This is a genomic window from Xanthomonas sp. CFBP 7698 (assembly GCF_003600855.1).
GTDB lineage: Bacteria > Pseudomonadota > Gammaproteobacteria > Xanthomonadales > Xanthomonadaceae > Xanthomonas > Xanthomonas cannabis.
Genome location: NZ_PRDN01000002.1, coordinates 1,096,389 through 1,110,256, shown reverse-complemented (window position 1 = coordinate 1,110,256; position 13,868 = coordinate 1,096,389). Strand labels below are relative to the sequence as shown.

The following is a 13,868-nucleotide window of genomic DNA, read 5'->3' as shown; positions in this document are numbered from 1 at the left end:
GAATCTTTTGCGCGGGAGGTTTTCCGCCGCAGAAGGCATGTGTGCGCATGTCGACAGAGCCTCAGGGGGACCGTGCGATGCAATCGCGCGGTGGCCGGTTTTTTTACACACCAGGCCAATGGGGAGTAAGGCGTTAATGAAACGACATTATCTGCAGGACGGTCTCGAGCAGGGCGCTCTCGACCGAATGGCGGCGCATGCCTGCGCCACCGGACATCACCGGCCAAGCATGCGGCGGGCACAGGCCGGCAGCCTGCTGACGGCATCCATGGGGGTGGTGCTGTTCGGCATGGCGGGCGTTGCCGGTGCGGTCACCGCGCAGGCGGCGCCGGGCGCGCAATGCCGCCTGATCGATGGCCAGCAACACTGCGGTCCCGATGCGGGCATCGATGCCGCTGCCACGGCTGCACCGTTGGAGCGTGCAACGACCCAGCGCGCGGCAACACCCGCGGCCGACAGCGACCTGCCGCCCTTTGCCGACGGGCAGGATGCGCTGGCCCTGGGCAATGCAAGCAATGCCCTGGGCGATGGAACCATCGCGCTCGGCGGCGGCAGCCTGGCGGTGGAGCGCAATGCCACCGCAATCGGCTACAACGCAACGGCAGCCGGAGAATCGGCCGTCGCCCTCGGTGGGGTGGCCACCGTTTACGACTACGACGCGTTCGGGTTTGTCATTGGTCAACGCGAACTGGCCGCGCAGGCGGCAGGCGTTGGCGCCACCGCCATCGGGGGCGGTGCGGTGGCCGCCACGCCATTTGCCAGCGCGCTTGGCAGTGGTGCCAGCGCCGACGGCGTGCAGAGCACGGCGCTGGGCTACCGCGCGCAGACCTTCAGCGATGGGGCGACCGCAGTAGGCGGCCTGTCCACGGCAAACGGTTTCCTGTCCACTGCCGGTGGCTACCTGTCGCGGGCCAGTGCCGACACGGCAACCGCCTTCGGCTACCGGGCGCGCAGCGATGGCGCCAGCAGCGTTGCGATCGGCGATACCGCTTTCGCCATCGGTGCGCAGAGCGTGGTGATCGGGGGTGTCAGCGATTTCGGCGCGATCACGGCGGCCACCGGGCGTGGTGGCATCGCCTTCGGTGCGGGCGCGCAGAGTCAGTCCGACTATGCCATTGCGATCGGCTACGACTCCAACGTGTTTCCCAACAGACCCGGCAACACCGATTCGATAGCGATCGGGCACTCGGCGGGCACCTTCGCACCGGGCACCGTGTCGCTGGGCGGCTTCGCGTTGACGATGGGCGACGGTGGCATCTCGATCGGCCAGGACAGCGTCACCTATACCGAAAACAGCGTCGCACTCGGTGCCCGTGCCAGCACCTCGTGGTTCAACGGCAACAACACCGCCATCGGTGCCGATGCGCAGACCAACGGGGTCGATGCGGTGGCACTCGGCTATGGCGCGCGGGTTGGCGACTTTGTCGACGATGCGTGGAACCGTTCTGCCTCCAGCGCAGTGGCGCTGGGCGCGTTTTCCTACGCGGACCGCAGCAACACGGTGTCGGTGGGCAACGTGCAGACCGGCCTGACCCGGCAGATCACCAATGTGGCGGCCGGGACCGAGGCATCGGATGCGGTGAACGTCGCGCAGCTGGATAGCGTGCGCGCGGTCGCTGCACGCCTGGATAGCCATCTTGCGTTGGCCAAGTCCGACACCGACGAGCCGGCGGCCTTTGCCGAAGGCAGCAATGCGGTTGCGCTTGGCAGTGCCAGCAATGCGCTGGGCGAGGGTGCGGGTGCGCTGGGATCGGGCAGTGCGGCGATCGGGCGCGACGCCGTGGCGGTTGGCCGCAATGCCAGTGCCTCCGACGCCTCGGCGCTGGCGGTAGGCGGTGTTGCCACGGTGCCGCTGGTGGATGCCGCCGGCTTCATCATCGGCGAGCAGGAGCAGGCCACCACCGCGCAAGGGCGCGGCGCAGTCGCCCTGGGCGGCGGCGCTACCGCCATGCAGGTGTTTGCCACCGCCGTGGGGACCGGTGCCAGGGCACTGGGCACGCAGTCGACCGCGGTGGGTTTCGGTGCGCAGGCGCTGGCGGACACCACCGCCGCGTTGGGAAGTTTCTCGGCCGCACGCGGCGCCGGATCGTCGGCGTTCGGGTTCAATGCCACCTCCGCCGCCAGCCTGGCGACGGCGGTGGGCTTCAATGCGCTGGGTTTTGGCGAAAGCAGTATCGCCGTTGGCAGCAGCGCGGCATCGACCGGCGAGCGCAGCATCACCGTGGGCGGCTTCTCGCTCATCAGCAACACGCTGCGCAGTGCCGGCGCGTCCGGTGTCGGGGGCATTGCCATCGGGGCTGGCGCGCAGAGCCAGGCCGACTATGCAATTGCCCTGGGCTACAACGCCAATGTCTTTCCCAATGGCAGCAATACCGATGCGGTGGCGATCGGCCATAGCGCAGCGGCGTCCGCGCCACGTGCCGTGGCGCTCGGGGGCGCAGCATCGGCCTGGGGCGAGGAAGGCATTGCCATCGGCTACGACGCGCGTGCCGCAAACAACCGCAGTATTGCCATCGGCAGCGGTGCCGACACCTCAATCGTCCATCGCGATGCCATCGCGCTGGGCACCAACGCCAGGGCCGACGCCGCCGATGCGATTGCGATCGGGCGCGACGCCAGCGTCGGGGTGTTCGTCGGCGACATCGGCAGTGCGGCGGTCGCGGTGGGCGTGCAGGCGCGTGCGCTCGGCAACAACAGCCTGGCACTGGGCCACAACGCCTTTACCCGCGAGAGCGGGCGCAACGCGGTGGCGGTAGGCACCAACGCCGGTGCCAACGGCGCCGATTCCGTCGCGCTCGGCGCAGGTGCACGCAGTGACCAGGCCGAGGTGGTCTCGGTGGGCAATGGCAACGGCCGCGGCGGTCCGGCCAGCCGTCGCATCGTCAATGTCGGTGCCGGTGCGATTGCAGCGGGCAGCACCGATGCGCTCAATGGCGGGCAACTGTTCCAGTCGTTGAGCAATGCGGCCAGCTTCCTTGGCGGCGGTGCGGCGATCGGCGCGCAGGGCGTGTTCGTCGCGCCGACCTACGTGATCCAGGGCAGCAGTTACAGCAATGTGGGCGCTGCATTGACGGCCCTGGACAGCAAGGTCAGCGAGCTGGATGCGCGTGGCGGCACGGCAGTGGCGTCACGCGGCAGCGCCGCGCGCGTGGCATCGGCCCGCGTGTCGTCGGCGGCCAATGCGGTGGGCGGCAGTGGTGCAAGCGACCTTGCCGCTGGCGCACTGGCAACGGACGACACCGGCGCTGTCGCGGCCTCGCTCGCCACGGCGTCGGCCGGCAGTCCTGCGCAGGCCGATGGCGTGCAGGGCACGCCCACCGCTGCCGTGGTCGGCAGCATCACGCCGGCGGCAACGTCCACGGCGGTCGGCCCTGCTGCAGTGGCCAACCACGTCACCGGTACTGCAATTGGCGGCAGTGCGTATGCGCACGGCCCCAACGACACGGCGATCGGCAGCAATGCACGCGTCAATGCCGATGGCAGCACGGCGGTGGGCGCCAATACGCAGATTGCCGCGGTGGCCACCAATGCGGTGGCGATGGGCGAGGGCGCGCAGGTCAGCGCGGCCTCCGGCACGGCGATCGGTCAAGGGGCACGTGCCAGTGCGCAGGGCGCGGTTGCCCTGGGGCAGGGCTCGGTGGCCGATCGTGCCAACACGGTGTCGGTGGGCAGCGTCGGCGGCGAGCGTCAGGTGGCCAACGTGGCGGCCGGTGTGCGCGCCACCGATGCGGTGAACAAGGGGCAGCTGGACAGCGGGGTTGCCGCAGCCAACAGCTACACCGACAGCCGCTACAGCGCGATGGCCGACAGCTTCGAAAGCTACCAGGGCGATATCGAAGACCGTCTGCGTCGGCAGAACCGTCGCCTGGACCGTCAGGGCGCGATGAGCTCGGCGATGTTGAACATGTCCGCCAGCGTGGCGGGTATCGCATCGCAGAACCGCATCGGTGCCGGTGTGGGGTTCCAGAACGGCGAATCGGCATTGTCGGTGGGCTACCAGCGTGCGATCAGCCCGCGCGCCACGTTGACGGTGGGCGGTGCGCTCAGCGGCGACGACAGCTCGATCGGCGTGGGTGCCGGTTTCGGCTGGTAACGCAGGCCTTGCACGCGTAGCGGTGGCATGTGCGGCCGCTGCGCGCTCACTCATTCGCCATGCATTTCATCTTGAAGAGGACGTCATCGTGATTCAGACCCATCATTCCCGCGCGCTTGCCATCGCCTGCAGCGCCGTACTCTTGCTGTCCGGCGGCAGCGCCCTTGCGGCTGCCGCCGATGCCGGCATGCGCACCGTGCAACGTCAGCAGGCCCTGCGCGATGCGCCGGTCGACGGCATCATCGTCAAATATCGCAGCGGCACGGTGGCCGCGCGCAGTGTCGGCGCCGTGTCGGTGGCCACGATCACCGCGGCCGCGTCACGCGCTGCCGTGCAGTTGGCTCCGGCCGCGCGCAGCGGCGTGCATCCGGCGCCGACGCATGTGCGGACGCTGGCAGTGGGCAGCGAGTTGATCAAGTTGCCCACTCGACTGCACCGCAGCGACGCCGATCGCCTGGTACGTGCGCTGCAAGCGGATCCTGCGGTGGAATATGCGCAGATCGACACGCGCATGTATCCGTTGCAGAGCAGTGGCGGCAGCCTCCCCAACGACCCGTTGCTGGCGAGCAATCAATGGCATCTCACCGATCCGGTCGGCGGCATCGATGCGCCGGCGGCGTGGAAGACCGCGCAAGGCGAGGGCGTGGTGGTGGCCGTGATCGACACCGGCATCTTGCCGGGGCACCCGGATCTGGCCGGCAACCTGTTGCAGGGCTACGACTTCATCACCAACGCCGACACCTCGCGACGCGCCACCGATGCGCGCGTGCCGGGGGCGCTGGATTACGGGGATTGGGAAGCGACGGACGGCGAATGCGGCATTTTTTCAGCAGCCCGCGACAGTTCCTGGCACGGCACGCACGTGGCCGGCACGATTGCCGAAGCCACCGGCAACGGCATCGGTGGCGCCGGCGTGGCCTACAAGGCCAAGGTGTTGCCGGTGCGCGTGCTCGGCCATTGCGGGGGTTCGTCTTCGGACATCAGCGATGCCATCGTGTGGGCGTCCGGCGGGCATGTGGATGGTGTGCCGGACAATCGCGATCCGGCGGAAATCATCAACATGAGCCTGGGCGGTTTCGGTCCCTGCGATTCGGTGACGCAGGCGGCGATCAATGGCGCGGTAGCGCGAGGCACCACCGTGGTGGTGGCGGCCGGCAACGACAGCTCGGATGTATCCAGCGCGGTGCCGGCCAACTGTGCCAACGTGGTGTCGGTGGCGGCCACCCGCCTGACCGGCGGGCTGGCGTACTACAGCAATTTCGGCAGCTTGATCGATCTGGCCGCACCCGGCGGCGGCGCGCGCAATCTGGAAACCGACACCTTGTACGACGGCCCGATCGGCAGCTGGATCTGGCAGACCGGCTACACCGGCAAAACCACGCCCACGTCCGGGCAATTCACCTATGTCGGGCCTGGTTTTGCCGGGACCTCGATGGCCTCGCCGCATGTGGCCGGGACCGCCGCACTGGTGCAAAGCGCCTTGATCGCCGACGGCAAACCGCCGTTGACACCTGCGGCGCTGGAACGCCTGCTCAAGCGCAGCGCGCGCGCCTTTCCCGTGCAGTTGCCGCTGACCACACCGGCCGGTAGCGGCATCGTGGACGCCGCCGCAGCCATCGATCGTGCACTGCGCCGCTGCGACAGTGGCGACCTGAGCTGCCAGCTGGACGCGCAGACGCTGCGCAACGGCGTGGCCGAACGCGGTCTGTCGAATGTGGCCGGCGATGCCGGCGTCTTTGCCTTCGAAGCGAATGCCGGCGCGGTACTGAGCTTCATCAGCTTCGGCGGCAGCGGGCAGACCGCGCTGTATGTCGCGTTGGGCCGCGCGCCGACCGCGACCGATAACGACGGCATGTCCAGCCGCAGCGGAACCAGCCAGACCGTGCGCTTTACCGCGCCACGCACCGGAACCTATTTCCTCCGGCTCGATGGCAGTGGCTTCGATGGGGTGAGTCTGCTGGCGCGTCAGTGATCCGACACGCGGCAGCGCAAGGGAGCGCTGTCGTCGGTTTCTTGGCGCAGTTCTGTAGGTAACACCGGTCTCGGCGACAAGGGCGCAGCCTGAGGACGGCGGCGCGGAGCGCGCTGACCGGCCTTCTGACCTGTTCCGCGTACGGTTTTGCGCAACCAAGCCCGCTGGCGTCCTGCCAGCGGGCTTTTTTGTCTTCACCAGACACGGCTATTCAGGATCCGAATGTCTCGTGAGACACGATCTAGGTCGCTGTTTTCCAAAGAATTATCAAAAAAATAATAAAAGCAAGCAGAAGTGTGACTAAATGCACGCTTATCTTCGCTTTCTGTCAAAAACTTGACGCCTGATTTGACGACTGTTAACACTTCGCGCAGTTCTATGGTTGGGTAGCGTTCACTTTTTGACTATCCAGGGTGCAGGCGCGAGCCGCCCATCGCCGCAAGGTCCATAGCGCAACCAACCGCGGGGAATCGCCTGGCCGAACGGCCTTCCGATGGTGGGTGTTCGCCAAAAACCAGTCCAAACAACTCAGGAGTCGTGCGTCGATGAATCGGATTTATCGCAAGGTCTGGAACAAATCATTGGGCGTATGGGCCGTGGCATCGGAATTGGCCAGCGGTGACAGCCCCGGAGCCGTCGCTCCAGCCTCGCTCATCGACCGCCGCCAGAGCCTGGCCCTGGCCGCCGCCATCACCCTGGCGCTGGGTAGCGCCGGACTTGTCACGCCGCTCCCCGCAACCGCGCAATCGGTCGAAGTCGGCCGCGGCGCTGCTGCATCCGCCGCCAAGGCGACCGCCATCGGCGCAGGCAGCCATGCCAGCGCGACCGGCGCAGTGGCCACCGGCGCCGACAGCAGCGCCAGCGGCGTGAACAGCAGCGCGATCGGGCGCCAGACCAATGCGATCGGCGAAAACGCCGTGGCCATCGGCTACAACAGTTTCGTGCGTCAGGCCGGCGAAAACGGCGTGGCGCTGGGTGCCAATGCCGGCGTCACCGGTGCAAATTCCGTGGCGCTGGGCGCAGGCTCGCGCACCCACGAAGACGACGTGGTGTCGGTGGGCAGCGGCAACGGCCGCGGTGGCCCGGCCACGCGCCGCATCACCAATGTCACCGCGGGCGTCAACGCCACCGACGCGGTCAACGTCGCGCAGCTGCGCGACGTGGCCGACGTGGCCGAAGACACCGCAACGTTCTTCAAGGCAAGCCCGGGCGAAGACAGCGTCGGCGCCTATGTCGAAGGCGAGCGCGCCCTGGCTGCAGGCGATGGCGCCAATGCAGTGGGCGCCGCCGCCACCGCGCTGGGCAGTGGCGCCAATGCCGTGGCCGAGAACGCAACGGCAGTGGGGTTCAATGCACTGGCATCGGGCCAGAACAGCGCGGCCTTCGGCCATAACGCACAGGCCACTGGCCCGGCCAGCGTGGCCGTTGGCGGCGCGGCGGTGAACGAAGACGGCCAGCCGTTGATCACCAACGGCGGCGTGCCGGTCGATACCGGCGCCACCAGCGCCGGCGTCGGCGGAACCGCGGTTGGCGCCAGCGCCAATGCCGATGGCTTTGCGGCCTCCTCGTTCGGCGTCGGCGCGTATGCGGCCGGTGCGCAGTCGTCCGCGTTCGGCGCGGTGGCCAATGCGGCCGGCGATTACGCCACTGCCGTGGGCACGCAGACCAGCGCCAGCGGCACCAGCAGCACCGCTGTCGGCGGCCCGGTGGATCTCATCCCCGGCCTGGGTTTCTTCGTGCAGACCCAGGCCAGCGGCGAAGCGGCGACTGCGCTCGGCGCTGGTGCGATCGCATCCGGCACCTACACCACGGCCGTCGGCACGCTCAGCGAAGCCTCTGGCACCGAAGCCACCGCCGTGGGCTACTTTGCCTACGCACCTGGCGAAGGCGCCACCGCGGTTGGCCCGGAATCCTGGGCCAGCGGCGAACTCAGCACCGCGCTCGGCTACTACAGCACTGCACGCGGCGCCAACTCGGTTGCGTTGGGTGCCAACTCGGTCGCCACGCGCGCCAACACCGTATCGGTGGGCGCGGCCGGCGATGAGCGTCAGATCACCAACGTGGCCGCTGGTACCGAGGGCACCGATGCGGTGAATCTCGAGCAGCTCAACGCGGTGTCCGACGTTGCATCCACCACCGCGCGTTCCTTTGTCGCCACCGGCGATGGCGCCGCCGTTGCAGAAGGCGTCGACAGCGTCGCTGCCGGTTCCAACGCATCGGCCTTCAGCGATTACAGCACCGCGCTGGGTTCGAGCAGCGCGGCCTCTGCGCAGGGCGCAACTGCCGTTGGCAGTGGCGCCAATGCCACCACCGACAACGCCACGGCGGTGGGTTTCAACAGCGCCGCAATCGCCGAAAACACCACCGCGCTCGGCGGCAACAGCAGCGCTTCGGGCGAGTCCAGCACCGCAGTGGGCGGCGCAAGCCAGGCCACCACCAGCGGCGCGACCGCCCTGGGTTACGAAAGCATCGCCAACGGCGCCGATTCCACTGCGCTGGGTGTGGGCAGCGTGGCCTTCGGCGACACCAGTACGGCCGTGGGCGGCGCAAGCGTCGCGTTCGGCGATGACAGTGCCGCCTTCGGTGCCAATGCCGCCGCCGGTGGCAGCGCATCCACCGCGATCGGCGCAAACAGCAGTGCCTTCGGCGAGCGCACCGTTGCGCTGGGTAGCACCAGTAACGCGTCGGGCGACGACGCCATTGCGCTCGGTGCAGGCAGCCAGGCCTCCGCGCTGGGCACCACGGCGGTCGGCAGCAATGCCAACGCCAGCATTGCCAATGCCACTGCGATCGGTTTCAACAGCAGTGCCGGCGACGACTACGCCACCGCGCTCGGCGGCGACAGCAATGCATCGGGATATTTCAGCACTGCCGTCGGCGGCAACAGCATTTCCAACGGGCGTGGTGCAACGGCAATCGGTTACGAAAGCATCGGCAACGGCAGCGCATCGACTGCGCTGGGCTTTGCTAGCGTGGCATGGGGTAACGGCGGCACCGCCATCGGGACCGAAAGTGTGGCCTACGGCGATGACAGCACGGCAGTGGGCGCGAACGCGTTTGCGGCCGATACCGGCGGGATTGCGGTAGGCACCTACGCAAATGCATATGGTCCGCGTGCCATTTCGCTCGGCGGCCAATCCGATGCGACGGGCGATGACAGCATTGCACTGGGTTGGGAAGCCACTGCGGTGGGCACGCAGAGCATCAGCCTCGGCGGCGGCGCGCTGGCATCTGCCGACAACAGCGTTGCGCTGGGTGCAGGCGCCGTCGCCGATCGCGCCAACACGGTGTCGGTGGGCACGGCCGGCAGCGAGCGCCAGATTGCCAATGTTGCGGCCGGCACCGAGGGCACCGATGCGGTGAATCTCGATCAGCTCAACGCCGTGGCTGGCGCTGCGGAAAATACCGCGCGCCTGTACGCGGGCACCGGTGACGGCACCGCCCTCGCACAGGGCGACGACGCGACCGCGGCCGGTTCCAATGCCACCGCGGACGGCGATTACAGCAGCGCATTCGGTGCCGGCAGCCAGGCCACCGCAATCGGTGCGGTGGCCATCGGCAGCGGTGCCAGCGCCACGGCGCAGTACGCCAATGCGGCCGGTTACAACGCCGCGGCCAGCGGTTTCGGCAGCGTGTCCAATGGCGCCTTCAGCCAGGCCAGCGGTGACTACGCGGTGGCCGTGGGTGGCGAGAGCGAAGCAGCCGGCGCGCAGAGCACCGCGCTCGGCGCAGCGGCAGGCGCCTATGGCGATGGTTCGCTGGCGGTCGGCGCGTTGAGCGAAGCGCAAGGCAGCGAATCCACCGCGATGGGCTATTTCGCCAGCGCCAGCGGCGAGTCGGCCACCGCGGTCGGTGCGGAAAGCGTCGCCAACGGCACCAGTGCGGCGGCCTTCGGCTTCGGTGCCGAAGCCACCGGCAACTACACCACCGCCTTGGGCGGCTATTCCACCGCCAGCGGTTTCAACAGCACCGCGCTGGGTAATTTCAGCACGGCCAGCGGTTCCAACACGCTGGCCGTGGGTAGCGATGCAACCGCCACCGGCGCCTACAGTGTGGCGGCCGGCCAGGGCAGCGTGGCCAGTGGCTACAACAGCGTGTCGGTCGGCGGTGCGGTGCTCGGCCTGTTGCCGACCGAAGCCTCCGGCGATTTCTCCACGGCACTCGGCGGCGCGGCGTGGGCGCCGGGCCTCAACAGCACCGCGCTGGGGAATTTCTCCGAATCCACCGGCGAAAGCAGCGTGGCGTTGGGCGCCGATTCGGTGGCCGATCGTGACTTCGCGGTGTCGGTGGGCAGTGCCGGCAACGAGCGCCAGATCACCAACGTGGCAGCCGGCACGCAAGGTACCGATGCGGTGAATCTAGACCAGCTCACCGCGGTTGCCGAAGCCGGTGCAGCCACCAGCAAGTACTTCCAGGCCAGCGGCAGCGACGACAGCGACGCCGGCGCGTATGTGGAAGGCGACAACGTGTTGGCGGCAGGCGAGGGCGCCAATGCCACCGGTACCGGCACCACCGCATTGGGCGCAGGGGCGCAGGCAGTAGTCGACAACGCCACCGCAGTTGGCGTCGCCGCGTTGGCTGGCGGCATCGGCGCGGCAGCGGTGGGCAACAACGCTCAAGCAGTGGGCGAAAACAGCAGCGCGGTCGGCAGCAACGCATTGGCCAGCGATATCGGCGCCACCGCGAACGGTGCCGGTGCGCAGGCGATTTCCACCTACACCACCGCACTCGGCAGCGAAGCGGTGGCCTCCGACAACCAGGCCACCGCTGCGGGTTTCCGCAGTGCCGCCTCCAATGTCGGCAGCGCCGCATTCGGTGGCTACAGCGAATCCAGCGGCCGCCTGTCGTCGGCACTGGGCTACGGCGCAGTGGCCTCGAGCGACTACAGCACCGCCGTCGGCGCTGCCTCGCTGGCCTCCGGCGCCAGCGCCGTGGCCGTGGGTGAATTCAGCGAAGCCACCGGCGACGAAAGCGTGGCGGTGGGCGGCAGCACGTTCTTCGGGTTCATTCCGGCACGTGCGTCCGGCACCGGCGCGGCCGCCTTCGGTGCAGGTGCGTGGGCAACCGCGGACTACACCACCGCAATCGGCTGGAATTCCTATGCCGACGGCGCCAATGCGACTGCACTGGGCCAGAGTGCAGCCGCGCTTGCCGACAACACGCTGGCCTTGGGTGGCGGCAGCCGCGCCGATGCAATCGGCGCCAGCGTGGTCGGTGTGGATGCATCGGCCACCGGCATCAACAGCACCGGCGTCGGCCGTCAGGTCAACGTCATCGGCGAAAACGCGGTCTCGGTTGGCTATAACTCGTTCGTGCGCCAGAGCGCGGTCAACGGCGTGGCCCTGGGTGCCAACGCCGGTGCAACCGGTGCCGATTCGGTCGCGCTGGGCTCCGGTTCGCGGACCTATGAAGCCGACACGGTGTCGATCGGCAGCGGCAATGGGCGCGGCGGTCCGGCCACGCGTCGCATCGTCAACGTCAGCGATGGCCAGGCGGCGACCGATGCGGTCAACAAGGGCCAGCTCGATGCGCTGACGGCCGATGTGCAGAACACCAGCAGCAAGTTCAAGACCACCGGCGATGCAGTGGCTTCGGCGACCGGCGAGCGCAGCACCGCTGCAGGCTCGGGCGCCGCCGCCACCGGCGCACGTAGTGTGGCCATCGCCTCCGGCAGCAGCGCGTCGGCCACCGGTGCCAGCGCGATGGGCGTGGACAGCAGTGCCAGCGGCGTGAACAGCACCGCGATGGGCCGTCAGACCAGTTCCATCGGCGAAAACGGCGTGGCGCTGGGCTACAACTCCTTCGTGCGTGAAAGCGGCAGCAATGCCGTGGCATTGGGTGCCAACGCCGGCGCCAGCGGTGCCGATTCGGTAGCGTTGGGCTCGGGCTCGCGCACCTACGACGCCAACACGGTGTCGGTGGGTAGCGGCAATGGGCGCGGCGGTCCGGCCACGCGCCGCATCGTCAACGTCAGCGATGGCCAGACCGCCAGCGATGCGGTCAACAAGGGCCAGCTGGATGCATTGGCGGCCGATGTGCAAACCACCAGCGGCATGGTCAAGACCACCGGCGACGGCGTGGCCGTGGCAACCGGTGACCGCGCGACCGCCGCGGGTGCGGGCGCCACTGCCAGTGGTGCACGCAGTGTGGCCATCGCCTCCGGCAGCCGCGCGTCGGCCACCGGCGCCAGCGCGATGGGCGTGGACAGCAGCGCCAGCGGCGTGAACAGCACCGCGATGGGCCGTCAGACCAGTTCCATCGGCGAAAACGGCGTGGCGCTGGGCTACAACTCCTTCGTGCGTGAAAGCGGCAGCAATGCCGTGGCATTGGGTGCCAACGCCGGCGCCAGCGGTGCCGATTCGGTAGCGTTGGGCTCGGGCTCGCGCACCTACGACGCCAACACGGTGTCGGTGGGTAGCGGCAATGGGCGCGGCGGTCCGGCCACGCGCCGCATCGTCAACGTGGGCGCCGGTGCGATTGCCGATGCCAGCACCGATGCCATCAACGGTGACCAGCTGTTCCAGTCGTTGAGCAATGCGGCCAGCTTCCTGGGCGGCGGTGCGGCGATCGGCGCGCAGGGCGTGTTCGTTGCGCCGACCTACGTGATCCAGGGCGCCAGCTACAACAACGTGGGCGCGGCGTTGACTGCGCTGGACAGCAAGGTCACCGAACTGGATGCACGTGGTGGCAGCGCGGTTGCCGGCACGACGGCCGGCACCGCGTCGCTGCGGGCCGCAACGGTGCCCGCGGTTGCCGCAACTGTCACAAGCGATGCGGCCGGCAACGTGAGCGCCTCCACGGCGGCGAGCGGCGTGCAGGGCACGCCCACCGCCGCCGTGGTCGGCAGCATCACGCCGGCGGCAACGTCCACGGCAGTGGGGACGGCGGCGGTGGCCAACCACGTCACCGGTACTGCAATTGGCGGCAGCGCGTATGCGCACGGCCCCAACGACACGGCGATCGGCAGCAATGCACGCGTCAATGCCGATGGCAGCACGGCGGTGGGCGCCAATACGCAGATTGCCGCGGTGGCCACCAATGCGGTGGCGATGGGCGAGGGCGCGCAGGTCAGCGCGGCCTCCGGCACGGCGATCGGTCAAGGGGCACGTGCCAGTGCGCAGGGCGCGGTTGCCCTGGGGCAGGGCTCGGTGGCCGATCGTGCCAACACGGTGTCGGTGGGCAGCGTCGGCGGCGAGCGTCAGGTGGCCAATGTGGCGGCCGGCGTGCGCGCCACCGATGCAGTGAACAAGGGGCAGTTGGACAGCGGGGTTGCGGCGGCCAACAGCTACACGGACAGCCGCTACAGCGCGATGGCCGACAGCTTCGAAAGCTACCAGGGCGATATCGAAGACCGTCTGCGTCGGCAGAACCGTCGCCTGGACCGTCAGGGCGCGATGAGCTCGGCGATGTTGAACATGTCCGCCAGCGTGGCGGGTATCGCGTCGCAGAACCGCATCGGTGCCGGTGTGGGATTCCAGAACGGCGAATCGGCGTTGTCGGTGGGCTACCAGCGTGCGATCAGCCCGCGCGCCACGTTGACGGTGGGCGGTGCGCTCAGCGGCGACGACAGCTCGATCGGCGTGGGTGCCGGTTTCGGCTGGTAACGCGGCACACGCACGCGCAGTTGCATCACACGCGGCGGCGCGCACATGCGCCGCCGCGGCAAGGCAAGGCCTGAGGGGGCGGGCAAGGACCGTGGCTAGGCCAGCCAACGGATTCGCATGGAGTGATGGCCGTACCAGGAGCGATCCACAGCAACAGCGCAGGCCGTTTGACGGCTGCGCGCCGTTGCCGACGTCGTTC

3 protein-coding genes are annotated in these 13,868 nt (G+C 68.7%); all 3 read left to right on the top strand.

What is annotated here, in order from left to right; translation table 11 throughout:
• Window positions 1–268: 268 nt before the first annotated feature.
• The 3 genes from XnspCFBP7698_RS12870 to XnspCFBP7698_RS12860 all read left to right on the top strand — a co-directional run bounded on the left by XnspCFBP7698_RS12870 (window position 269) and on the right by XnspCFBP7698_RS12860 (window position 13,669).
• Window positions 269–4,093, top strand: coding sequence for a YadA-like family protein (locus tag XnspCFBP7698_RS12870; protein ID WP_233548981.1), 3,825 nt, complete (start codon window positions 269–271; stop codon window positions 4,091–4,093).
• A gap of 88 nt (window positions 4,094–4,181) precedes the next feature.
• Window positions 4,182–6,065, top strand: a complete 1,884-nt coding sequence (locus tag XnspCFBP7698_RS12865) for a S8 family peptidase (protein ID WP_199680149.1) — start codon at window positions 4,182–4,184, stop codon at window positions 6,063–6,065.
• Between the two features lie 545 nt (window positions 6,066–6,610).
• Window positions 6,611–13,669 (top strand): ESPR-type extended signal peptide-containing protein, encoded by a 7,059-nt coding sequence (locus tag XnspCFBP7698_RS12860; RefSeq protein ID WP_104579109.1) that lies wholly within the window; start codon window positions 6,611–6,613, stop codon window positions 13,667–13,669.
• Window positions 13,670–13,868 lie beyond the last annotated feature (199 nt).

Excerpts from the sequence above, each read along its gene's own strand:
- XnspCFBP7698_RS12870 (WP_233548981.1), top strand. The coding sequence starts at position 269 with ATGGGGGTGGTGCTGTTCGGCATGGCGGGCGTTGCCGGTGCGGTCACC.
- XnspCFBP7698_RS12860 (WP_104579109.1), top strand. The coding sequence starts at position 6,611 with ATGAATCGGATTTATCGCAAGGTCTGGAACAAATCATTGGGCGTATGG.